The 21,807-nt window shown below is 53.6% G+C and carries 21 protein-coding genes; 12 read left to right on the top strand and 9 right to left on the bottom strand.

Features of this window, described 5'->3' with window-relative positions:
- Positions 1 to 4 precede the first annotated feature (4 nt).
- Both HF931_RS13495 and HF931_RS13490 read right to left on the bottom strand, forming a co-directional pair.
- On the bottom strand, positions 5 to 637 hold the full coding sequence (locus HF931_RS13495) for a MotA/TolQ/ExbB proton channel family protein (protein ID WP_273240486.1): 633 nt from the start codon (positions 635 to 637) through the stop codon (positions 5 to 7).
- 129 nt (positions 638 to 766) lie between these two features.
- Complete coding sequence (locus HF931_RS13490) at positions 767 to 2,752, bottom strand: TonB-dependent receptor domain-containing protein (protein WP_273240484.1); 1,986 nt, start codon at positions 2,750 to 2,752, stop codon at positions 767 to 769.
- A gap of 190 nt (positions 2,753 to 2,942) precedes the next feature.
- On the opposite strand from HF931_RS13490, the gene HF931_RS13485 reads away from it, so the two are divergent.
- The 3 genes from HF931_RS13485 (at position 2,943) to HF931_RS13475 (ending at position 4,799) form a co-directional block, all read left to right on the top strand.
- Entirely contained in the window at positions 2,943 to 3,353 is a 411-nt protein-coding gene (locus tag HF931_RS13485; RefSeq protein ID WP_241764188.1) for an ArsR/SmtB family transcription factor, read from the top strand.
- Between the two features lie 126 nt (positions 3,354 to 3,479).
- Complete coding sequence (gene arsB, locus HF931_RS13480) at positions 3,480 to 4,502, top strand: ACR3 family arsenite efflux transporter (protein WP_035552145.1); 1,023 nt, start codon at positions 3,480 to 3,482, stop codon at positions 4,500 to 4,502.
- Positions 4,503 to 4,547: 45 nt separating this feature from the next.
- A complete protein-coding gene (locus HF931_RS13475; protein ID WP_035552142.1) occupies positions 4,548 to 4,799 on the top strand; it encodes a hypothetical protein in 252 nt (83 codons plus the stop codon).
- An 8-nt stretch (positions 4,800 to 4,807) separates the two neighbouring features.
- Here the strand turns inward: HF931_RS13475 and HF931_RS13470 are convergent, their stop codons facing one another.
- Positions 4,808 to 6,160, bottom strand: coding sequence for an alpha,alpha-trehalose-phosphate synthase (UDP-forming) (locus tag HF931_RS13470; protein ID WP_206741182.1), 1,353 nt, complete (start codon positions 6,158 to 6,160; stop codon positions 4,808 to 4,810).
- 218 nt (positions 6,161 to 6,378) lie between these two features.
- Positions 6,379 to 7,290 (bottom strand): ROK family protein, encoded by a 912-nt coding sequence (locus tag HF931_RS13465; RefSeq protein ID WP_035552141.1) that lies wholly within the window; start codon positions 7,288 to 7,290, stop codon positions 6,379 to 6,381.
- A 94-nt stretch (positions 7,291 to 7,384) separates the two neighbouring features.
- Here HF931_RS13465 and HF931_RS13460 point away from each other — a divergent pair, with 94 nt between their 5' ends.
- Positions 7,385 to 8,638, top strand: a complete 1,254-nt coding sequence (locus HF931_RS13460) for an MFS transporter (RefSeq protein ID WP_051602685.1) — start codon at positions 7,385 to 7,387, stop codon at positions 8,636 to 8,638.
- Between the two features lie 479 nt (positions 8,639 to 9,117).
- Entirely contained in the window at positions 9,118 to 9,744 is a 627-nt protein-coding gene (locus HF931_RS13455) for a glycoside hydrolase family protein (RefSeq protein WP_035552139.1), read from the top strand.
- Here the strand turns inward: HF931_RS13455 and HF931_RS13450 are convergent.
- Positions 9,734 to 10,744, bottom strand: a complete 1,011-nt coding sequence (locus tag HF931_RS13450) for a LacI family DNA-binding transcriptional regulator (RefSeq protein ID WP_051602727.1) — start codon at positions 10,742 to 10,744, stop codon at positions 9,734 to 9,736. The genes HF931_RS13455 and HF931_RS13450 overlap by 11 nt on opposite strands.
- A gap of 312 nt (positions 10,745 to 11,056) precedes the next feature.
- The gene (locus tag HF931_RS13445; protein ID WP_273240478.1) at positions 11,057 to 13,528 is read right to left on the bottom strand and encodes a TonB-dependent siderophore receptor; all 2,472 of its coding nucleotides are present in this window, start codon (positions 13,526 to 13,528) and stop codon (positions 11,057 to 11,059) included.
- A 448-nt stretch (positions 13,529 to 13,976) separates the two neighbouring features.
- Here HF931_RS13445 and HF931_RS13440 point away from each other — a divergent pair, with 448 nt between their 5' ends.
- Entirely contained in the window at positions 13,977 to 15,143 is a 1,167-nt protein-coding gene (locus HF931_RS13440) for a CaiB/BaiF CoA transferase family protein (RefSeq protein WP_035552132.1), read from the top strand.
- Here the strand turns inward: HF931_RS13440 and HF931_RS13435 are convergent.
- A complete protein-coding gene (locus tag HF931_RS13435; RefSeq protein ID WP_035552130.1) occupies positions 15,140 to 15,880 on the bottom strand; it encodes an SDR family NAD(P)-dependent oxidoreductase in 741 nt (246 codons plus the stop codon). The genes HF931_RS13440 and HF931_RS13435 overlap by 4 nt on opposite strands.
- Before the next feature lie 79 nt (positions 15,881 to 15,959).
- Positions 15,960 to 16,826: an alpha/beta fold hydrolase gene (locus HF931_RS13430; protein WP_081806142.1), complete on the bottom strand. Its 867-nt coding sequence runs from the start codon at positions 16,824 to 16,826 to the stop codon at positions 15,960 to 15,962.
- Positions 16,827 to 17,070: 244 nt separating this feature from the next.
- Here HF931_RS13430 and HF931_RS13425 point away from each other — a divergent pair, with 244 nt between their 5' ends.
- On the top strand, positions 17,071 to 17,259 hold the full coding sequence (locus tag HF931_RS13425; RefSeq protein ID WP_035552125.1) for a NepR family anti-sigma factor: 189 nt from the start codon (positions 17,071 to 17,073) through the stop codon (positions 17,257 to 17,259).
- 434 nt (positions 17,260 to 17,693) lie between these two features.
- Here the strand turns inward: HF931_RS13425 and HF931_RS13420 are convergent, their stop codons facing one another.
- Entirely contained in the window at positions 17,694 to 18,170 is a 477-nt protein-coding gene (locus HF931_RS13420; RefSeq protein WP_035552119.1) for an outer membrane protein assembly factor BamE, read from the bottom strand.
- 78 nt (positions 18,171 to 18,248) lie between these two features.
- Here HF931_RS13420 and HF931_RS13415 point away from each other — a divergent pair, with 78 nt between their 5' ends.
- From HF931_RS13415 to HF931_RS13395, 5 genes are all read left to right on the top strand, one after another.
- Positions 18,249 to 18,812: a ubiquinol-cytochrome C chaperone family protein gene (locus HF931_RS13415; protein WP_273240475.1), complete on the top strand. Its 564-nt coding sequence runs from the start codon at positions 18,249 to 18,251 to the stop codon at positions 18,810 to 18,812.
- Between the two features lie 77 nt (positions 18,813 to 18,889).
- A complete protein-coding gene (gene plsX, locus HF931_RS13410) occupies positions 18,890 to 19,915 on the top strand; it encodes a phosphate acyltransferase PlsX (RefSeq protein WP_273240473.1) in 1,026 nt (341 codons plus the stop codon).
- A gap of 22 nt (positions 19,916 to 19,937) precedes the next feature.
- Positions 19,938 to 20,909 carry a beta-ketoacyl-ACP synthase III gene (locus HF931_RS13405; protein ID WP_273240471.1) on the top strand — a complete coding sequence of 324 codons (972 nt, stop codon included), beginning with the start codon at positions 19,938 to 19,940 and terminating at the stop codon, positions 20,907 to 20,909.
- Positions 20,910 to 21,013: 104 nt separating this feature from the next.
- Positions 21,014 to 21,307 carry an integration host factor subunit alpha gene (locus HF931_RS13400; protein ID WP_035552112.1) on the top strand — a complete coding sequence of 98 codons (294 nt, stop codon included), beginning with the start codon at positions 21,014 to 21,016 and terminating at the stop codon, positions 21,305 to 21,307.
- Between the two features lie 16 nt (positions 21,308 to 21,323).
- The gene (locus HF931_RS13395; protein WP_051602684.1) at positions 21,324 to 21,776 is read left to right on the top strand and encodes a MerR family transcriptional regulator; all 453 of its coding nucleotides are present in this window, start codon (positions 21,324 to 21,326) and stop codon (positions 21,774 to 21,776) included.
- Positions 21,777 to 21,807 lie beyond the last annotated feature (31 nt).

Here is a 21,807-nt window from a genome sequence, read left to right as displayed (position 1 = left end):
TCAGTTACTCCAGTTTGGTGCTGGTGGGCTCTTCCGATGTAGGAGTGATTAAGACGGTAAAAGCATGCTCTGCCATTGCGCGTTCACGATCAATTTGAGCTTCGAACCATGAGAGCGCGATCGATGTCGGCATGGCGACGGAAAGACCAGCGGCCGTTGTGAGCAGTGCGACCCAAATGCCGCCAGCAAGGGCGGCCGGATCAACTTGAGAGCCGGCGGTTTGAAGCGCCTGAAATGCCTCAATCATGCCCAGAACCGTTCCCAACAGTCCAAGCAGAGGTGCAAGTTGAGCGATTGTGTCCAGAATTCGAAAGCCACTTTCATACGGCTGCAGAGACTGCTCGGCTTCCGTTTCCAAGCGAGGAATCAGGCCCTCGCGATCCCTTAGCGGGATCGCGTCGATCAGGAGTTGAGCGAGCCAATGGCTTGACCCGGATAAAAGCGTGTAGACCTCTCTGACATCACCACGATTCAACGAGGACAGAGCGGACTTGATAGCTTTCAACTGTCCGATTTTGTCAGAGCGAAACTGCCAATACTTGTAAACTATTAACGCCAGAGTAAACGTCGATATTGCGATGATTAGTACGAGGACGGGGCCGCCGACCTGATAAAGGGATTGAAACATGGTGAGCATAAGTATGTCCGTTCACGGTTCGAAAATATCATAATTCGATGGTCGATGTCGTCTGCCGATGGCTGCAAGCACCGAGCAACAGTGCGCTCGGTGCTTGCCTTTCCACGGACTAGAAGGTCGGAGCTCCTTCTAGAAGGATTTTGACACCGTGAATTTGATATTGCGTCCCGCAGCGGTCCGGGTGGCGAGCGCTGGCATGTAGTTCATGTCCAGTGCATTCTCGATTCCGAAGCGGAATGAGGTGCCTTCCAGAACGCCTTCCTGTGGCGTGATTGTGGCGCGCAGATTGACCGTGACATAGCCGGGGCGATCATTAATCTCATCGTCCGCGGCTGCAACAAACTCCGTGGACAGGTCAGCGAGCGGCGAGAATCTCTTGCCAAGTGTCACGCGCATGCTGTCAGCAGTGAGGTTTCGCCAGTCAGACTTTGTGCCGGTCGTGTTGGTTTGCTCACCATCAATGATGTTGGCGTTGACATCGACGTAAGTGCCGTCGCGTCGAGCGTATGACCCTTCCAATTCCAGGCCGGACAGTTCAACGGAATCGACGCCGGAATAGGATGTATTGTCTTCAAGATCGGTCCGGTAAAAATTGGCTTTGATAGATAGCGAGTCATCGCGGCCAAACACGCCGATACGATCATATGAGCCACCGATTTCGACCGTTTCTCCTATTTCAGGCTGGGTCATATAGGTTTCGTTCTCAAGATCGTCGAGGATTGGAAGGCTTTCTGTGTACGCATAGCTGCCGAACAGAGCGATGCCATTGTCGAACTCATAGCGGAGCGAAGCGCCACCCATGAGCGCATCATTATCATAGCTCGCATTGCTGCCGTCATCGAGAACGCCTTCCACTTCTGAAGTCTCGAAGCGAAGTGCCGGAGTAAAGCTCCAACCCCCGCCGAACTCGATATTGTCCACAACAAAGAATGCGTATCTGTTGTCTTCGCCTCCTGGAGCAGAGCTGGCATCCAGACGTTCTTTCAAAATGTACTCGAGGCCAGCGCGAATGTCGTGCGTAAGGACCCCCGCCTCAATGAAGGCAGAGTTCTTCACCGTTAACTTTGAGGTTTCATACTGGTGGTCTGCATCAACTGTCGCGAAACACCCGAATGGCCCGCTGCCAACGATGCAGGTCTGATCGATTTCTTGATTTGCGTATGAGTAGATTACGTCGAGATTGATCAGGTCGTTCGTGAGAGGGTTGTAGTTGTATTTCAGTGCGATGGTTTCTGACGTCGTGTCTCGATCGACGTTACCGAATGATCCACCGGTGGTTCCAAAAGAGTCGTACGGCTTGTCGCGTTCGGTCGTCTCTGTGTTTGTGTAGCTGGCTGTGACACTGTGGTCTCCGGCGGAGTAGCGCGCTTTCACGAGGTAGGACGGCAGCTCAAATTCACTATTCTCGATGACGCGGTCGTGACCATCTTCTTGGTTGTGTTGTTCACGCCAGGAATAGTTTGCCAGTACTTCGAAATTTTCGGTTGGCTGAATTGCGAGTGTTGTTGAAGAGTTGAAGCCATCCATGTTCGTTGCGCCGCCGAGTGTCTGGCGAAGCGCGAAGCCTGGTTCACCACCTGTCAGATCTGACGCATCAATGGTTTCAAGGCGTACAACGCCGCCAATGATGCCGGATCCATATTCAAAGCTGCCGACCGTTCCCCGAATGACTTCAACGCTCTTGTAGAGGTATGGATCGGTAAACAATTGAGTGCCAACACGATATAGTTCTTCCGACCCGACACTCGCACCGTCAATTTGAATGGCAACTTTCTGGTCGGTGCCGTATGTGCCGTTCGCGCCGAAACCCCTGATGTTGATGCCTGAGCCAACTGGCGTGGATCCGTTCACGAGAGATACGCCGGGAACAGAATCGATCAACTCCGCCACCGTACTCGCTTGCCTGTCATCTATTTCCTCTTGATCGATTACCGTAACGGGCGTCGCCGTATCAGCTTGGACTTCGCGCTTACTCTCCCCAAGAGTTAGCGTTCCAAGGAATTCGGCGTCATCGGAACCTGATGCATCCTGCGCCAATGCAGGCGTGCTGAACGCGATGGCTGTGACGATAGCGGTGGCGCCTAGTAGGGTGTTCTTGCGAATAGTGTGGTTCATGGACCCCTCCATAGAAGTAGAAAATGCAACTCAGTCGCAACTAGGCGGCCCGAATACCTCCGCTGCGCTTTTTTTGCAAATGAAAATTACTCGCAATTAGGATTTGCCATCGCGGGGAGGTGTTTGGCGGTTTGTCTCGTATCAGGGACGAAGGAATGGCAACTGTCGGAGATCGTTGAGGTGAGAGGATGTGGCGGCTGCAGCATCGTCTTCGCCGTTCTTTCCAGAGCTATACATTTACCCGGCAGCGACTACATTTGTTCGCATGACAGATCTCGCCCCCACGCTTAAGCAATTGTCTGCGCTCGGACAGGAAACGCGACTATTGGCATTTCGTGCTTTGATGGAGGCGGGACCGGAGGGGCTCCAAGCGGGCGCTATCGCGAGAGAGTTGGATGTCGCGCCTAACAAATTGTCGGGGCACATGAATATCCTGGTCAGCTCCGGTCTCGTAAGCGTCGCGCGTGATGGTCGACATATGATCTATCGCGCAGAGTTCGAAAACGTCAGTGAACTATTGTCGGTTCTTGTCGAGAATTGTTGTCGAGGACGGCCCGAAGTCTGCGGGTCACTATCCAATATCAGCGTCGTCAAATGCTGATTTGATATTTCAATAAACGTTGAAATAATGATCTTGCCGTACTATGTGCGATCCGAAGCTGGCGGAGCGCATTTGTCTTGGTGTCCCGCTGGATCTGGCAAGAGTGCCGATTGGTAGGAGACCTCGATGGGAAAATTTGAACGGTACCTGTCGCTGTGGGTCGCTGCTGCGATCGCCCTGGGCATAGGATTGGGGCAGATGCTTCCCGGTATATTTCGGGACTTGGCGTCGTTCGAGTATGCAAACGTCAATTTTCCAGTAGCCGTGCTGATCTGGGCGATGGTTCTACCAATGATGATGGGTGTCGATTTCTCCACATTGAAGGACGTTGGCAAGAAGCCGAAGGGCTTGATGATAACCTTGATCGTAAATTGGTTCGTAAAGCCCTTCAGCATGGCCGCGCTGGGCGTTTTGTTCTTCCGATACGTGTTTGCAGATCTTATCCCTGCGGAAAACGCCAACCAATACATTGCCGGATTGATACTGTTGGGTGCGGCTCCGTGTACAGCAATGGTATTCGTGTGGTCCCAGCTTACGCGTGGAGATCCAAACTACACATTGGTTCAAGTCAGCGTGAATGACGCCATTATGGTATTCGCTTTTGCGCCAATTGTTGCCGTTCTTCTTGGTGTGACTGAATTGAGTGTTCCGTGGGAGACGCTGATACTATCTGTAGGACTGTACGTCCTGCTGCCGCTCGCAGCTGGTGTGGCGTTGCGTTCGTTTCTATTGGGTCGCGGGGGAGAACCGCACCTGCATCGCTTTCTGTCACATATGAAGCCGCTTTCCATTATTGGGTTGCTCGGCACAGTCATTTTGCTTTTTGGGTTCCAGGGCCGCGTGATTCTGTCTGATCCACTGATCATTGTTCTGATTTCTGTACCAATCCTGATCCAATCATATGCAATTTTTGCGCTTGCCTACGGAGCTGCCTGGGCCTGGAAGGTGCCACACAATATTGCCGCTCCTTGTGCTCTGATCGGGACTTCAAATTTCTTTGAACTTGCGGTGGCGGTAGCGATCAGTCTGTTCGGTTTGAACTCCGGCGCTGCGTTGGCGACTGTGGTTGGAGTGCTTGTTGAAGTGCCAGTCATGTTGTCGCTTGTCGCATTCGCGAACCGAACAAGAGGAAATTTTTCTTCCGACTAGAGGCTGCGTCTGATCCGATGAAACCTTGAGCGGTTCGGAGAGTTGATGAGTTTTAAAGAGGTGAACATGATGACCCGGAAGACTCTGGAAACCGCAGCCCATCCGCGAACAACACCTAGCGAGGCCAGTCAAATAGATCACGCAGCCAAGCGTCGGCGCGAGCAAATGTTGCCCGGTGAGGGGCCAGCCGAACCCGAGAAGGAGGACGCAGTAAGTCACTTTAAGGGAGATGGAGATCCGATTGCCCTCGGCCCGGTACCCACTCAGATTGAACGTGTCGACGAAGAGCCCGACTAACTTGAAGGTCACGCCAACCGGAGGATTGAATCGTGTTCAATTCTCTGCGCAGCGTTTCTCTTCAGACTGTTGAGGAATGTTCCAGTCCACCAATGCACATCGTGTCGTGCGATTTCGTTCCATTGCGACTGATGGCGCTCAATTCGTTCTTCACGGCTCATGCTTGCAGCACTTTGAATCGCTTCTGAGACAGACCCGGGGTCGAAGGGGTTCACCATCAGCGCGCCAACTTTCAGCTGCTCAGCAGCCCCAGCGGCTTCTGAGAGGATCAGAACGCCAGGATCTGCTGGATCCTGAGCAGCAATGTACTCTTTCGCCACAAGATTCATCCCGTCGATGAGGGGGGTCACCAATGCAATATCGGCTCGGCGATAAAGGCCGGCTAGATAGTCCCTGGGCACTGATCGATGAATGTATTGAATTGGAATGTAACCCAGCTCAGCAAACCTGCCGTTTACCTGGCCGGTAATTTGTTCCAGTTCTCGGCGAACCTCCTGGTACGCCTCAACATCTTCTCGCGTTGGTGACGCAATTTGAAGCAAGGTTAGCGGTGAATCGCTTGATGCTCTATCCTCAAGGTAGCGTTGGAAACCGCGAAACTTGTGAGGCAGGCCTTTTGAATAATCCAGTCTATCGACGCCGATAAGCAGTCTTTGCCCTGATGCGATTTGGGGCGCCAGGGGTTTCTGGGCTTCTGCTGTTCGCCGAAAATTCTCGGCCTCAATACCTATGGGGAAACTGGCCGGCCAGATATCCCGACCTTGGCATCTTATGCGACCGTCTGAAAGCATCTGTCCGCCGAATACTGTTCTACAGACTTCAATCATTGCTGACACATCGCGCTGGGTTTGTAGACCTACAAGGTCATAAGCAGACAACCAGTCCAACAGGTTGCGTTTGTGAGTGAGGGCGTGCACATCGCTTGTAGTCGGGAAAGGCGTGTGCAGAAAGAACCCGATCGGGTTTTGGACGCCCAATTTTCTTAATTCTGATGCCAGTGGGATGAAGTGATAATCGTGAATCCAGATCGTATCGTCGTCTGTAATCAAGTGTCTCGTTGCTTCAGCCAATTTTTGGTTCACACTGGCGTAAGCCGCTAGTTGGCCGTGAGCAACGTCCAGTAGGTCTGTGCGTCCATGAAACAATGGCCACAGGACCGAGTTCGCGTATCCCAGATAGTAGTCATTGTACTCGCTCGGCTGCAGATGAAGTGCGTGGCGATCAAACTTTCCGCCATCATACTCTTTCAAGAAATGATCGGAGATGGACTCATCGAGCTTGGTGCCAATCCATACGCCACCTTGGCTCTCCATGGTCTTCTGCAGTGCGACAACCAGGCCGCCAGATGCGGTTTGTCCCAATGGAAGTCTATTGGAGTACACGACTAATCTGGACACGGTATTCCTCATTATATGGTCGAAGCAAAGTTCAAGCTTTGACCACTGCAACACATTTCACTCGGAAAGGTTGCGAGAAAAGATGTGACTATTTGAGCAAGGCACGGGGTTTCGCACCATGAGACGGCAGCGCTTTTGAAGAACTCGTGTGGGTTGTTCTTAAGCCTTGCGCGTAGGGCGCACTATGCGAGCAGAGCAAAATGCTGCGAGCGATCAACCTGTCCCAAAAGGATGGCACCCATCAACCCGGCATTATCGCCTAGATCAGGCGTGGTGATTAGATCCACAGTTGCGTTCCAGCCCATGCTGAGATACCCGCCCATTTGATCATAAAATGCATGACGTATTCGGCCAATCAGGTGAGGCGCAAGCAGCAGGCCGCCGCCAAGTATGATCCGCTCTGGCCGAGCGGTCAAATACAGGCTCCGACACGCTTGAGCCAGATAGTCTGCGGCGATCTCCCAAACAGGGTCATCTTCTGTCAGAAGAGAAGGTTCGCCAACGCGTGCGCCAACCGCCTTCGCTGAAATCATTCCCTCCAGACAGTCGGAATGGAAGGGGCAAAGGCAATCAAACGACTTGTCCTGCTCATTTCGCCGAAGAGGTATATGCCCGAACTCTGGGTGCACTGGGCGTCCCAGAAAGGATCCGTTCGCAAAGATGCTTGCTCCAATGCCAGTGCCAACCGTGACGTACACGGCAGATTTCGTTCCTTTCGCTGCGCCCAGTGTGCGCTCAGCGAGCAGCGCGCCGTTTACGTCAACATCTACTGCTACGGGGAGGCCGATGGTTTTTTCAAAGGCGGCTCGCAGGTTTGTATGTGACCATGCAGGCTTGGGCGTAGACAAGATGGTGCCATAATCAGGCGAACTGAGGTCAACGTCGATTGGGCCGAAGCTGGCTATGCCAAAGGACCTCAAGCGCTCAGATTCGTAGAGCGGGCGAAAGAACTCAAGGCATTGCGAAATTGTCTCTGTTGGAGAGGTGACGCGGACTCGGCATTGCTGAACCAACACACCTTCTTCGTCAGCGACGCCACATTTGAATGTGGTGCCACCGGCGTCGATACCGCCGCGATAGAATTTGCCTCCCATGATATCGCCTCCGCCGGTACAACAAGAAAGACCGGATTTATGTATTGCAATCGATTGTATTATTTAATACCACAGATGGAGAGGAAACGACAAGATGCATAAAAGTGTACAGGAATCGCAGCAGTCGCGACGGACCGGTAGCCATCTGGTGTCGGCGCTTACCTATGCGATGTTCTTCATGTTTGCGATGACCACGGACGCAGTTGGCGAAATTATCAAGATCGCGCGCGTGGATATGAACCTCACCAACACCGAGGCGAGTGCTTTCCATTGGGCAACGATGGTCGCTATTGCCGCGAGCGGTATCGGCCTTGGCTTTCTTGCGGATCGGTTCGGGAGGAAGTCCACAATTATTGGCGGACTGGCCCTGTATGGTGTTGCCAGTGCGCTCTTTATGTCTGGTCAGAGTTTTCAGTTGTACTTCGCATTGCTCTTCATCTCGGGACTGGCGATCGGTGTATTCAAAACATCAGCATTGGCGTTGATTGGCGATCTGGCCGGTTCGACGCAAGATCACACGGCACGAATGAATGCTGTTGAAGGGTTTTTCGGTGTAGGCGCAATCATCGGTCCGCTACTTGTCGTGTGGCTCACATCGCAGGGACTGTCCTGGACGTGGCTCTACATGATTGCGGCATGCCTATGTGGTTTAATGGTTGTTGCGGCACTGGTGACAGAATATCCGCCCATGTCTGGCGAAAAAGAAACGCCAGCCTCGATTGGGCATACACTATCGCTTTTGGGGAATGTGCACGCGCTCGGATTTTCACTTGCGATAGCGCTCTACGTCGCTTGCGAGGTGGCGATATTTGTATGGCTACCGACCTTTCTTGAAGGGTTCACGGGAACAGAGTGGGCGATGGGATTTGCGGCCTATTCGGTGATGATCTTCTTCGTACTCCGCGCGATCGGTCGGTTCATGGGAGCAATTGTGTTGCGGTTCGTTGACTGGAAATTGGTAATGCTGGCTTTCACGGCAATTATCTTCGGCTGCTTTCTTGCGAGTGCGCTTCTCGGAAAAACGGCAGCGGTTTTCCTTCTTCCGTTGTCGGGACTTTTCATGTCGATGATTTATCCAACGTTGAATTCAAAAGGCATCAGTTGCTTCCCAAAAAGTGATCATGGCGCTGTTGCGGGCCTGATCTTGTTCTTCACGGCAGCATCCGCAGCTTTTGCGCCGTTGCTAATGGCAGTTGTGAGCGATCAGTTCGGCAATGGCGATATGAGAATTGGATTTATTCTGGCCACGGCCTTTGCAGGCCTCTTGTTTGTCATGGGGCTGATTAATTGGGTCGCAAATCCAGCTGCATCTGCTCTCGAAGCGGCTGATCAACACGAGTACACTTAGGAAATTTTATGGTTCGTCGTACCGCTCCCATACCAGCGCCAAGCGAAACGCCGTTCGTCGGCGGAATTCGTCATCCCGATCTGTGGCTATGGGATTCCTGGACAGAGAAAACCGAGGATGGTGCGTTGCATTTGTATTGCCTTGCGTTGAGTAGGCGGAGCCTCGATGGAGGCAATATTCAACCGTCGCGGCGCAACGATCACAGCTTTCATGTGCGCCATTTCAGTTCATTGGATGCGGGGGCTACGTGGACTGATTGTGGGGTCGCAATCGAGCCGGGAAGTGCACCAGATGGTGCAGACGCCCATAACGTATGGAGCGGGTCCGTTCTCCAGAACACTGACGGTAACGTGCTGTTCGGATATACCGGCATCCGAGATGTCGCTGACGACCGTGCTTTTCTCCAAACGATATGCATAGGCAAGTGCCAGTCTGATGGCACAGTCGAAAGTGGAAGCGTGCAGACAATTAGTTGCCCCATGCGCGACTATGATAAGATCACGGCGTTGGGTTTCTATCTCGGGCCACGTGATCGGCTTGGAGATAGCGCAGGGGAAGAGGGCGGGCCAATCATGGCCTGGCGAGATCCATTCTTGGTGCGAGACAAAGATGGACAATTGAACGCATTCTGGTCAGCAAAGGTCGGGCCCGCGGTGCCTGCAATTGCGCGTGCGGTCATATATCGGGATGAGGGCGGAAAGGTGAGCGCTGACCTTATGCCCCCCATCCTTCTTCCGGATGCCCATGAGTACAGTCAGTCCGAGGTGCCAAAGCTGTACTATGATGCCGAAACGGACAATTGGTTGCTTTTGATCTCCGCATGCAATCGAATGTATGAGGGGCAGCCGGATAGCGAAGTTGAGATGCAGCAGCGTCTTTATCTTTCAAGTGCGCTGGATGGCTCTTGGCGACCTTGCTCGAAATCCGGGAGTGTATTGGGCGGGCTGGACTGCATGTTTGGTGCGAGCATGCTCTCCCATGATTTGACGAATGGAAGTGCGACGATTGTTGGGCCGTTTACGGAGCGTGCAGGCGAAGATGCACAATTGAGCTTCCCGCCGGTCCGCCAAATAGAGCTGCCAGAATTAGATCTTTCTACTGAGTAGGCTGTGCCTCGCCCGAAGTGGATTCCCGAACAATCAGGCGGGTAGGTGTCAATTCCGATTTGACGGATTCTCCTGAGAGTTGCGCAAGCAGTTTCTCCACCATCATGCGTCCACCTTGTTCAATATTCTGATCAATCGTTGTCAGTGGAGGAGTCGTTGTGCTGGCCTGGCTGATATTATCATAACCCGTCACAGCGACGTCTTCAGGAACGCGGATGCCGCGGGATGTCAGTGCCATCAGGGCAGCCATCGCGAGCACGTCTGAGGCGGCGAAGATGGCGTCAAATTTGGTGCCGGAATCCAGCATTGCGATCACGGCTTCAAAGGCATTGCGGCCGCCAAACTCAATCTCCAGCAATAAGTTGGTGTCCCAGTGCTTTCCATGTTTCGCGTGGGCTTCCAGGAATCCTTGGTGTCTCAACTTTACCTCTGGCAGATTGATGGGCCCAAGAAAAAGTATCTGTGATCGACCAATCGAGATCAGGTGATCAGCTGCAAGCCGACCGCCATCCACATTGTCACTCCCGACGAGGGTGTAGTTTGTGTGCCCGGTCTGTCCGCCCCAAACGACTATTTTCGAAGCAAGCGGGCCTATGTGTTCAAGTCGCTTGGACATGCCAGCCTGGCCGATCACGATCAGACCGTCGGCTTTTCCAGTTTGTAGGAGACGGCGTTCAGCAATCGTTTCGTCTTCTCGCGGAATGCTGACAATCAGATCATATCCGTTGGCGGATGCGGCCTTGCTGACCGCACCGACCATTTCCAGGTAGAACGGGTCCGAGATCGTCTGACCGGACTCCGGCCGAAGGGGAATCACGATTCCCAAGGCTTCAGACGATTGTCGGCGCAGATTTCGAGCGGATGCGTTAACTGCATAGCCGGTCTCTGCAGCAATCTTCATGATCTGCTTCTTGGTCTCTTCCTTGACCAAGGGGCTGTCATTCAGTGCGCGAGAGACAGTGGAAACATCTACATCGGCTAGCTTGGCCAACTCAGCCATTGTCATTTTTCTGGATGATTTTGCCACGTGATCATTCATTTGGCTTATCTTCCCTTCTACTGGCTGTGTCTTGTTTGGCTGGCCGCATCTGACCATGGTTGCGTTCCTGGCGCAGCTATTCGACGCCAGTTACTGACTTGAATACGCAGAATAAATCAAGAAATTACTTATGCAAATTCAATTGGCGTGTGATTCAACAGCTGAGTGTTAGGCCAATACAGTACTGACATGTGGCGCAAATAAAAGGCCCGCCTGCGGGAGTAGGCGGGCCTTGCTGCGCAGGGGGATACGCAGCTTCCTGATCTGGGTGGATCAGAATCTGTAGCGCAAAGTTGCGGTCGCAGAAGTTCCGTTGATGGAGCGAGCTACAATTACGTCGGGTGTTCCGTTGCCGTCCGTGTCGAAAACGCGTCCATTTTCTGCTTCAGTGAACAGCACTTCGTCAAAGACATTGTTGACGCCAATGGAAAGCGTTGCCTGGTCGGTGATGTCCCAATCAGCGAAGAGATTTGTCACCGTGGCACCTGGCATGACGTAGACGTTATCGTCATCGACGTAAGTGTCAGTCGTGCCGGTGAAGTTCACGCCAATACGGCCGAGGCCATCAATTGTATAGGATGGCGTCAACGACCATATCCAATCCGCTTGACGGCGCGGCGTGTTGCCCACATTTGTCGGTGCCGTGTCGCTCGCGTCGATTTCTGCATCTGTGAACGTGACAGATCCGCTAAGGTCGAACCCTTCATAGGCATAGTTGAGTTCTGTCTCGATGCCTTGGGAAACATATGTGTTGCCCAGCGCGGTCATCGTTGTGATCTCGTAGTTGTCTTCCTTCGTTTCAGCATTGAAATAGGTGACGTAGAGATCGAGCTGGCCTGGAACGGCGTCGCCGGATTCCTGCCATTTCAGACCTGCCTCGAACTGTTGGGTTTCATCCACAAAGGTTTCTTCTCCACCTGGGACGAGCCCTCCGCCGGCGTTGAGCGAATTAAACAGTTGACGCTCGCCATTAAAGGCCGCTCCCTCGCTATAGCGTCCGAACACCGACAATGATTCCGAGATCAGGTAGTTTGCGCCAAGCGTGAAAGACGTATGGTCTACTTCGAAGTTCGCTACGCCTCCGAGCCCGGTATTGAGCGAGACCGATGTCTCCGGCGCATCAATGACCCCGTCACCATCGACATCAAATGCGCCGGGTGCACCTTCGGTGCGGGTGCCGGTCTGCTCCAATGTGTCCAGTCGGATGGATCCGTCGAGCGTCAGGCCATTGTCCAGTGCCCAGTTTGCGGCAACAAATGGCGCGCGCGCTTGGTATTCGAGATCATAATTTCGGTTGGTGCCCGTCCATCCGAAAGCTTGATTGTAGCCCAGAATGCCGTTGTCAGTGAAGCCAGCGATGTCGATCAGCGACGCATTGGTATCTGTTGACGTCAGGAAGCGATTCCAATGCCAATCCTGGACGAACTTCTGATTCATGAAGAAATAGCCTGCGGTCAGGTCAAGTGTTGACCCGTCCAGCGACAGAGATTTCGACGCACGCAATTCGCTAGCGAAATTGCTCATATCGTCGAGATCTGTGTTGAAATAGGCGACTTCAGAGATCAGCGAATTGCCAGTTGCAGCGAGCAAGGTGTCCGACGTGACCGGATTGCCCGTGCCGGGGCCGTTGAAAAAGCTTGCTGTCGCGCCCCCATAGGTGCCGGCGAGCAGGGTGTCCGCGTCGCTGACAGCGTGCGTGAAGGGGGCATTGAAATATCCTGAGATGTCTTGGTAGCGTGCCTTGGCGTCCAGATTGATACCTGCGCCGATATCAAAATTCGCCTGTACTCCCAATGACTTGAGCTGGGTGCGGATGCCATCAGCCAGATCGTAGTTGTTGACTGTGTTTTCGCCGTCCACATCGCGACCATTGCGGATGAAGGGGCTATGAAGGCTGTCATTGGTGGCGGAAAACCCGGCTATGCTGTCAGTGACTTCATTGCCTGACAGACCTGCCGCCTGCGGCATGTAGGTGGCGTCGGCCTTGTCGAGCCATTTTGTATTGACCCTGATGAAGCCACTTTCAAATTCCTTGGTCAAACTGGCGCGAATTTGGCCGCCACTTACTGCGTCAAACCCCAGATCGCGGTAGTCGCCACCTTGCTGCCAGTGGCCACCGACATGGAAATACAGGCTGTCAGACAATGAGCCGCCATACTCGAAATCGGCGCGATAGTCGTCATGATCGAGGCCTGTGCTGAGTGCGATTGATCCGCCTTCGGTACTACCGGTTTTTGAGATGAAATTGATGATGCCGCCGGGGCCATTCGTGGTCAGCGTGGAGGCCGTGCCGCCGCGGACTGATTCTACACGATCGAGCGTGCTGTCAACTTTGTAGAACCCGTCTGCTGGGCCGAAGTCGAAGTCGCCAAATAGAAGGATTGGGAGGCCATCTTCCTGCAGGCTGACATATTTAGCGCCGCCAGTGGACAGTGGCATGCCGCGCACCGCGATATTGGAATTGCCGCCTCCAGCTGAACTTTCAGCGCGAATGCCGGGCAGGGCGCGGAATATTTCGGATGTGCTCCGGGGCGCGGTCTTCATGAGTTCCGACTGGTCGAGACTGCTGACAGAGATAGAGCTGTCCAATCGGTTTTGACCACCAGATTTTACCACGCCGGTCACGACCACGACTTCCTGACGAGCCTCGGATTCGGTGGCCTCAATAGCGTCTTGCGCAGACGCGCCATAAACGAGCGCGACGGCGCCGGCGCTCAACAAAAGAGAATTGCGAGTGATCGACATGACTTCTTCCTCCCTGTCACTGCTGGTGTTTTCACCAGTCGATATCTCATCCGGTAATCCGGCATATTGCCTTATAGGCATCGACTGCAATCGATTGCAACAGAAAAATACAATCGATTGCATAGCGGTCATTTGTATGACGTATCCGACTCGGAAACTCTTCCATGGGCGTGGCGGCGTCCCGCTATAATAATTTTGATTGTCCGTGCATCTCCTGACTACAAGCTTAACCAATAGTCTTCGAAGGCAAGAAATTTTTCGATATGCCGCGTATTCGCAGGATGGACCGAACGTTGGCTCAAAGCCTCAAATGGCGGGATCAAGAACAGCTGAATCTCCCGTGATTTTTCGTTTGATCGCTTGTCTGTCCCAACGACACCTTCTCTAATTCTCCGCGACGATAGCGGACGACTGATCCGTGGAAATGAACGCGTAGGAGGAAGTGTGAATGCCCGGCACCAATATTCTGTCAGATATCAAGATCGCTGATATGACGACCGTGATATTCGGGCCATATTGCACCCAGACATTGGCAGACCTTGGCGCAGACGTTGTTAAAGTGGAGCCGCAGGGGGGGGATGACTTTCGAAACGTTGGTAAGCCCGCCAACAATCGGAACATGGGGCCATGCCACCTTACCATAAATCGCGGAAAAAGGTCTGTCGTCTGGGACCTCAAATCAGATGAGGGGAAGGCGGCCATCCGGAGACTCATCGGTGAAAGTGACGTATTCATTCACAATATTCGGCCAGACGCCGTGGCCCGGCTCGGCCTGACATTCGATGAGGTAAAGGCCATCAAGCCTGACATCGTTTATGTGCACTGTCTGGGCTTTGGGTCTGATGGCCCGTACGCCGGTCGTCCAGCCTATGACGACCTGATCCAGGGCCTGTCCGGCGCGACGATGCTATTGCCCAAAGTTGATGGGAATGAACGCCCCCGGTTCATCCCGACAGCGTTTGCTGACAAGGTATCCGGAATGCATGCAATGTATGCGACGCTGGCGGCCTTGCACCATCGTGATCGAACAGGGGAAGCTGTTCATGTGGAAGTTCCGATGTTTGAGTGCGTCACGCATTTCCTTCTGGAAGAGCATTTTTACGAGGCGGAGTTCGATCCACCAGTTGGACCGTTCCTTTATCAGCGGCAGGTTGATCCATCACGGCAGCCCCTCAAAACGTCAAATGGCTGGATTGTGATCGCACCTTATGTGGATGCTCGGTGGATCAAGCTGTTTGATGTCATGGGGGCGCCGCACGAGCTGGAGGATGAAAGAATATCTGATCGCAAGGGTCGGTTCTTCAACCAAGACTATATGATGGAGCGTGTTCAGGAGTATTTTGAAAAGCAGCCAACTGAGTATTGGCTGGATGAGTTGGGAAAGGCTGACATTCCGGCTGCTCGTGTGAATGACTTTCCGGATCTCCAGAAGGACCCTCATCTGATTGCCACAAACTTTTTCAAGAGACGTGAGCACCCAACTGAAGGCGGATACTGGGAAACCCAACCTCCAGTCGTGTTCCGCGGTCAGCCAGAAAGAGAAATTTCACCCGCTCCCAGAATTGGTGAGCATACAGAAATTGTGCTCTCTGAACTTGGGCTGGGGATAGATTAAACTCCGCCGTCGACCGTGATGATTGAGCCTGTTGAGAAGCTTGCGGCATCGCTCAGAAGGTAGAGTGCCGCCGACACAATCTCCTCCGGTCGTCCTGGTCTGCCTAGCGCGTTATCGGCAGATTGACGGGCCTCTTCTGTCCACGCTTCGGCTATATCCGTCAGGAAAGGGCCGGCGCAAATACAATTCACCCGGACTTCAGGGGCGTACTCTTTGGCCATGCCGACGGTCATGGCGTTAAGCCCTGCCTTGGCGGCGCTGTAAGGAACGACTTGGGCAAGGGGCTGAAGTGCTGCAACAGACGAAATGTTCAGGATACTGCCGCACCCTTGTGACTTCATGCGCTCACCGAGGGCGCTTGCGAGGCGGTAGGGGCCTTTCAAATTCAAATTCAGTATACTGTCGTACAGGTTTTCAGGCACGTCATGGCTAGCCATGCGAGGCCCCATTCCGGCATTGTTGATCAGAATGTCTACACGCCCAAATTCTGTATATGCCGTTTCAACCAAACGATCAATCTCGTCCCATTTTCCGCAGTGCGCGGCGACAGCAAGAGCGCGCCTTCCCAATTTGCGGATATCGTCCGCCGCCGCCTCGCACGCTTCAAGTTTGCGGCTCGCGACGATGATGTCGGCTCCTCTTTCAGCGAGAGCTATGGCCATCTGATAGCCAAGCCCTCGGCTTCCGCCGGTTATAAGGGCAACTTTACCTGTGAAGTTCAGCAATGGATCAGTCATGACGTTTCCCCTGTTTTTTAAGAAGGGGGAGTGTACCGCCGTCAGCCTGCGGCGCCACCTGTGTCCTAGGGAGAGGAATCTACAAAAAGGAATTCAGGTCCGAGATGAATTGGTCAAATTTGTCATGGTGCAGCCAGTGTCCTGCATCTTGATACAGTTTGACTTCAGCGTTTCGGAAATTCTGGAGACGCCCGTCTTTCGCAGGATTCGAAGCCCAACTTTTCTCGCCGTACAGCAGAAGCGTAGGGCAGGTGATCTGACCCCAAAGGTATTCAAGATCTGCATGCGCCATGTCGTATGGTGGAAATGTGCGGAAGTAGTTGTCAAATTTCCAAGACCAGGTGCCATCTTCATTTTGGCTGATTCCGTGGACGGTTAGATGGCGTGCCTGTTCGTCATTCAGATAGCTGTTTTCTTCTTTCATGCGCGTAAAGGCGTCTTCTAGGCTGGCGTATCGTTTTGGCACTCGGCCAGCGATACCGCGCTTTGCTTCGATCCACTCGCGCATGCGTTCGTCGATTGGTCGTCCGAAGCGTTCTTCCAGCATTTTGGGTGAAGGTCCGAGACCTTCGATCGCGACGAGTTTGCGAACATTTTCTGGGTAAATGCCCGCATATCGGAGTGCGATATTCCCGCCATAAGAGTGCGCGACGATTGTCACTGGCGCGAGTTTCTTCTGATGGATCAGCTGTGCGAAATCATAAACGCAAGCGCGCGCAGAATACTCTCCATCTGCAGACCAGGCACTGTCACCATGTCCGCGAAGATCGGGTGCGATAACGTGCCAGTCCTGCCGCAATTCCTGAGCTGTCCAGTCCCAACTGCGGCAATGGTCTCGCCCGCCGTGAAGCAGGATCAGGGGGGGCGCGCCTTCATTCCCCCAGTCGGCATAATGAAGACGGAGGCGTTGCGAAATATATGTTTGCGAAGTGGGACCATGGATCATTCTCATATAGTCAACATGCGTGCATTGAATGTCCACCCGCTCCGTGGCGGCAGGTTAGCTAGTCATAATCCAAGCTCGCACGGCTTCCGGTCCCGTAGAATATTCGAGATACATATTTATGTATTTTTCTCGGACAGGATGAATTGTAAGCGCATATTAATCCTTTTCAGTGCTAATTATTTAATAGCGTGGTTGATCGGATTGGGCGGTCGGGTATGCGAGGGGATTTCGGGGGGAGTCACACATGGGAAAGGCCGCGAGACACTCGCCAGACGTTATCGAACTGGACTTGAAGCGTGGTCGCCAACTTGGGTCAGCACTGCGTGATGCATACGCCAGTGTGCTCAACGAGCCGTGCCCTCAGCATCTTCTGGATTTGCTGGATGAGCTGCGGCTAAAAGAAAAATCCAATCAGGACAAACAGACGAGCTGAAATCAGCCGAGCTGCTGAGATATATCCAGTTTTCGGGATTCAGAAAACGCGTCTGCCTGATCGAGGCGTTTCCGTGCCAAGTCCTTCGCCGCCTCACCTTTGTGACGAGCGTCGTTATTTCTAGAGCGAAGTGTCGGCGTACTCCGACTCGACAGCTGAAGTGAATTCAGCGTCTTGCGCAAAAAGGGAAGTCTCCAAACCATCACCAACCTCCTGCTGTAATGGCGAAGCCTACGAGGGGTGACCCACTCGATTCATCGACGCCAATTCTGGCGGACGGCTTGAAATATCTTCCGCATTTCCTGCGCCTATCCGGCCAACAACTCGAATATGTTAACGCATATTCTTCCGTTGCGCGAGTTCGATTCTATTAAATCGTGGCAAAGGTGATCTATCTCGGTTGGACCGAGCGAATTCCAGCTGCAATGAATTGGCTACCGGCGACCAGTTGGATTGTCCGGTGTAGCCTCATCAGTTCGTGGCAGCTGAACGGCTCCGATTGTGCCGAAGATTTGCTCCCAGAAGCCGAGTTCGCGTCCCCGTGTGGGTGTTTCGCGAGAGGCGTAATTGACGATTTGGCCTGCATTCTCGTCGTATTCTACCACTTCCTCTACCGCGTCATCCTCTCCGAATCGGATGGCCACGATACTGCGAGATTTGACCTTCGGGTTCAAATACGCGACGCGTTCCTGGAGTTCGGACATGTAGATCCAGGTGTTCTCGTCGAAAATGCTTGTCGTCGAAGGCGAGCCGAGTTGCGCCAGAACGCTCGACCGAGTGTCTTCGCCAGGTTTCATTTCCCGGGGTTGTGCCTCATCAGCCACATAGCCATGATAGTCACGCGAGGGCGTGAGGCAGGCTGTAAGAGGCAGAGCCACAAGTGACAGTGCCAGTATCGCGCATCGCGACATAGGACTACTCCTGTTAATTCGACACGAAAGACCTAGCTGTTGGTGGCACGTCTTGGCAAGCGGAGGAGTGCAGGTTTGATGGCGTTTCCCAAGTTTTGGAACAGTGACAGCAAACAGATTCGAAAGTCTTCAGACTCCCTGTATTCCGGTATGGCTGCGGCATCGCTGAGACCGGTTTTGTACGAACAAGGGGCCGCGATAGACAGTTTTGAGGGCCGTGCCGCGATGATTACGATTCACGCCACGCTAGTGCTCGGCCGTCTCGGGCGAATCAACACTACGCGTGCGAGGAAAATTGCCGAACGGCTCAATACCACAGTGTTGGACCAGTTCGACGCGGCCTATCGGGAAACCGGAGTGGGCGATTCCTCTATTGCCCGCAAAGTCCGCAAACTTGCGGAAGTTCATTACGGTCTTGGGAAGGCGCTTACCGAGGCCGTCTATAAATCCGGCGAAGATTCCACGAAGGCGGTAATTGCTTGCATTCAGCGAAACGCTTTGAGTGAGGCGGGAAGAGAACGGCTTCTGGCGCTGTACTTGTTACACAACAGACATCGTTTGGATGCCCTTGACGATGATACTGTCCTTGCGGGCGATTTCGATTGGGCACTTCCTGCGGACGACGAGACCTCCAGCACATGAGCGGCGTTGCCAATGCCCGAGGCGCGCCGTAAACACCGCAAAGTAACCCAAGTGACTTCACGGAGCGTGATAGCCCTATGGCTGACGGCTTGATTCTGGCAATTGATGCGATGGGGGGCGACGACGCCCCGGACGTAACCGTCGCGGGTGCTGAGTTGTTTGTTGCCGCTCGCCCCAGTGCGCGCGTGCGTCTTCATGGCGATGAAACCAAACTCGCTTCATTGCTTTCGAAAGCAACAGAAAGAATTGAGATCGTTCATACGGACTTGGCCATTACAAGCGATATGAAGCCCAGCCAGGCTCTACGTCGAGGCAAGGGCTCTTCGATGTGGAATGCGATTGAGGACGTGAAAGCTGGCCGCGCCCATGCGTCGGTATCGGCGGGTAATACTGGTGCGCTGATGGCCATTTCGATGCTTGTCCTGCGCAAGATGGATGGCGTTCACAGGCCAGCCATGACGGCAGCCTGGCCAACGCTTCGTGGTCGCAGCGTCGTTTTGGACGTAGGTGCAAATCTTGAGGCGGATGCGGCACAATTGGTAACGTTCGCGATCATGGGCGAGGCCTATGCGCGCGCCATTCTTGGAATTGAGAAACCGACGATCGGAATTCTGAATATTGGCTCCGAAGAAATGAAAGGTCACGACGAGATCCGAGAAGCGCACGAGCTTCTGAGGAACTCGGATCTGGACCTTGATTATCATGGCTTCATCGAGGGCGACGACATTTCGACTGGAACAGTGGACGTCATTGTAACTGACGGTTTTACTGGCAATGTCGCATTGAAGGCTGGCGAAGGCGTTGCGCGGATGCTCGGTACTCGCGTGCGCGAAGCGCTGACATCAAACATTCTTTCCAAGGTTGGCGCAGTACTGGCCATTGGCGGCTTGAAGCAGCTGCGCGAGCAGATGAACCCCAGCAATGTAAATGGTGGTGTGTTGCTGGGTCTTGGCGGTGTCTCCGTGAAAAGCCACGGTGGTACAGACGCAAAAGGGTTTGCGCGTGCTTGTGAACTTGCAGCTGATCTCGCGAATAGCCACTTCCGGGAAGAGGTCGCCCACAATCTGAACAAGATCCGGCAGAAGGGTATAGCCGCCGAATAGGCGTCTTATGTAAAGGTAGATCATGGCACGGCGCAGCTTTATCCGTGGAACTGGCAGCTATCTGCCAGCCAAGGTTCTGACAAACGATGACATGTCCCAAATGGTCGATACGACCAATGAGTGGATCATCGAGAGAACTGGCATAACCCGTCGTCACGTGGCCGCTGATGACGAGGTCACATCAGATATTGCGGTTGGCGCAGCGAAGCAGGCACTTGAAGCGGCCGGAATGAATGCCTCTGATGTCGATCTGATCGTGCTGGCGACCACAACACCAGACCGAACCTTTCCGGCAACCGCCACTGCGGTTCAGGCGAAACTTGGAATTGAACAAGGTGCAGCCTTCGATGTGCAGGCTGTTTGCTCAGGCTTTCTCTTTGCCCTGGCAACTGCTGACTCGATTTTGAAGCAGGGGCTATTTAACACGGCTCTCGTGATTGGTGCGGAAACCTTCACGCGCATTCTCGATTGGTCGGACCGCGGCACGTGCGTCCTGTTCGGTGATGGCGGCGGCGCTGTGGTGCTGCAAGCTGAAGAGTGGGATGGCGCGGAAGATGCCGGTGTGATCACCCACCACATCCGAACTGACGGAACCAAGTCAGATCTGCTCTACGTCGATGGTGGAGTGAGCTCTACAGGGACGATTGGGCATGTGCGTATGGAAGGTAACAAGGTGTTCCGGCACGCAGTTGCCAATATTTCATCGGCAATTCAGGCGGTGCTGGATGAAACCGGACTGTCCTCCGAAGAAATCGATTGGTTCGTGCCTCATCAGGCGAACAAGCGTATTCTGGATGCCGTTGCCAAGCGCATGAACATCGATGACGAAAAAGTTGTCATCACGGTCGACCAACATGCGAATACGTCTGCCGCATCTATTCCACTGGCACTTGATTACGCAGTCCGCAGCGGTCGCGCCAAACCCGGCGACTTGATTCTGTCAGAAGCGATGGGCGGGGGATTTTCCTGGGGCGCAAGTCTATTCCGGCTCTAGCCTGATCATCAAAAATCAGCATTATCAAAGAACTGACGCAACGGATCCGCTAGGGATCCGTTAACGAAATTCGTTCAATCATTAACCAAAGCGGGAGAATCCCCATGAGCAATCAGACCGTCACCCGGGCCGAAGTCACGGATGCGATCGTACGGGAAGTTGGCGTTACGCGTCAGGAATCGTCCGATCTGCTGGATCGGACCCTGGAACTGATCGGTTCTGCTCTGGAGACAGAGGATGAGGTGAAGCTCTCCCGTTTTGGCAATTTCGTGGTGCGCTCGAAGGCACCACGGGAGGGCCGAAACCCAAAAACCGGGGAGGAAGCCGTGATTGCCGCGCGCCGCGTCGTCACGTTCCGCCCTTCACCAATGCTCAAATCATTGGTGGATCATAAATAGTCAGAAAGGACCTCTCATGTCGGCAAGCCGAGCCCGTATCCATAAATCCGCTCAAGCGTTCCGGTCTATCGGTGAAGCGGCAGGGGAACTCGGTCTGGAGACACATGTCATCCGATATTGGGAAACCAAATTCACAAAAGACGTACGCCCTATCAAACGTGCCGACGGGCGACGTATGTTCCGTCCGCAGGATCTGGATGCGCTCAGAGCAATTCAGATCCTGGTCCACGAAAAGGGACTGACCTTGAAGGGAGCCAAATCGCTGTTGGCAGAACAAGGCGTTGCAGCTGTGCTATCTGGCGCAGCAACACTCGGTACAAGCCCGGCTAGAGAGCTTCAGAAAACGGTTGAAGAGGCATTCAGGTCTGACCCAGCAGACGTTCGAGATGACAAGCTTCAAGACACGCTTGTGGGTCTTACGGATCTGAAGGCTCGTCTGGATGCCGTTCGCCAAGAACGCGCAGCCTGATCCCACATAAGACATTGCGGAAGAGAGGCGG

The organism is Hyphomonas atlantica corrig., from assembly GCF_017795365.1.
In the GTDB taxonomy this organism is placed as follows: Bacteria; Pseudomonadota; Alphaproteobacteria; order Caulobacterales; family Hyphomonadaceae; genus Hyphomonas; species Hyphomonas atlantica.
This window is presented reverse-complemented; position numbering and strand designations above follow the sequence as displayed.

What these genes read in the sequence shown, in the direction of transcription:
- HF931_RS13455 (WP_035552139.1), top strand. Translation starts at nt 9,118, where the DNA reads ATGCGCGACTATGATAAGATCACGGCGTTGGGTTTCTATCTCGGGCCA.
- HF931_RS13425 (WP_035552125.1), top strand. Translation starts at nt 17,071, where the DNA reads ATGGGAAAGGCCGCGAGACACTCGCCAGACGTTATCGAACTGGACTTG.
- HF931_RS13490 (WP_273240484.1), bottom strand. Translation starts at nt 2,752, where the DNA reads ATGAACCACACTATTCGCAAGAACACCCTACTAGGCGCCACCGCTATC.
- HF931_RS13435 (WP_035552130.1), bottom strand. Translation starts at nt 15,880, where the DNA reads ATGACTGATCCATTGCTGAACTTCACAGGTAAAGTTGCCCTTATAACC.
- HF931_RS13405 (WP_273240471.1), top strand. Translation starts at nt 19,938, where the DNA reads ATGGCACGGCGCAGCTTTATCCGTGGAACTGGCAGCTATCTGCCAGCC.
- plsX (WP_273240473.1), top strand. Translation starts at nt 18,890, where the DNA reads ATGGCTGACGGCTTGATTCTGGCAATTGATGCGATGGGGGGCGACGAC.
- arsB (WP_035552145.1), top strand. Translation starts at nt 3,480, where the DNA reads ATGGGAAAATTTGAACGGTACCTGTCGCTGTGGGTCGCTGCTGCGATC.
- HF931_RS13445 (WP_273240478.1), bottom strand. Translation starts at nt 13,528, where the DNA reads ATGTCGATCACTCGCAATTCTCTTTTGTTGAGCGCCGGCGCCGTCGCG.
- HF931_RS13465 (WP_035552141.1), bottom strand. Translation starts at nt 7,290, where the DNA reads ATGGGAGGCAAATTCTATCGCGGCGGTATCGACGCCGGTGGCACCACA.
- HF931_RS13430 (WP_081806142.1), bottom strand. Translation starts at nt 16,826, where the DNA reads ATGATCCATGGTCCCACTTCGCAAACATATATTTCGCAACGCCTCCGT.
- HF931_RS13415 (WP_273240475.1), top strand. Translation starts at nt 18,249, where the DNA reads ATGGCGTTTCCCAAGTTTTGGAACAGTGACAGCAAACAGATTCGAAAG.
- HF931_RS13450 (WP_051602727.1), bottom strand. Translation starts at nt 10,744, where the DNA reads ATGGCTGAGTTGGCCAAGCTAGCCGATGTAGATGTTTCCACTGTCTCT.
- HF931_RS13420 (WP_035552119.1), bottom strand. Translation starts at nt 18,170, where the DNA reads ATGTCGCGATGCGCGATACTGGCACTGTCACTTGTGGCTCTGCCTCTT.
- HF931_RS13395 (WP_051602684.1), top strand. Translation starts at nt 21,324, where the DNA reads ATGTCGGCAAGCCGAGCCCGTATCCATAAATCCGCTCAAGCGTTCCGG.
- HF931_RS13440 (WP_035552132.1), top strand. Translation starts at nt 13,977, where the DNA reads ATGCCCGGCACCAATATTCTGTCAGATATCAAGATCGCTGATATGACG.
- HF931_RS13495 (WP_273240486.1), bottom strand. Translation starts at nt 637, where the DNA reads ATGCTCACCATGTTTCAATCCCTTTATCAGGTCGGCGGCCCCGTCCTC.
- HF931_RS13475 (WP_035552142.1), top strand. Translation starts at nt 4,548, where the DNA reads ATGAGTTTTAAAGAGGTGAACATGATGACCCGGAAGACTCTGGAAACC.
- HF931_RS13400 (WP_035552112.1), top strand. Translation starts at nt 21,014, where the DNA reads ATGAGCAATCAGACCGTCACCCGGGCCGAAGTCACGGATGCGATCGTA.
- HF931_RS13460 (WP_051602685.1), top strand. Translation starts at nt 7,385, where the DNA reads ATGCATAAAAGTGTACAGGAATCGCAGCAGTCGCGACGGACCGGTAGC.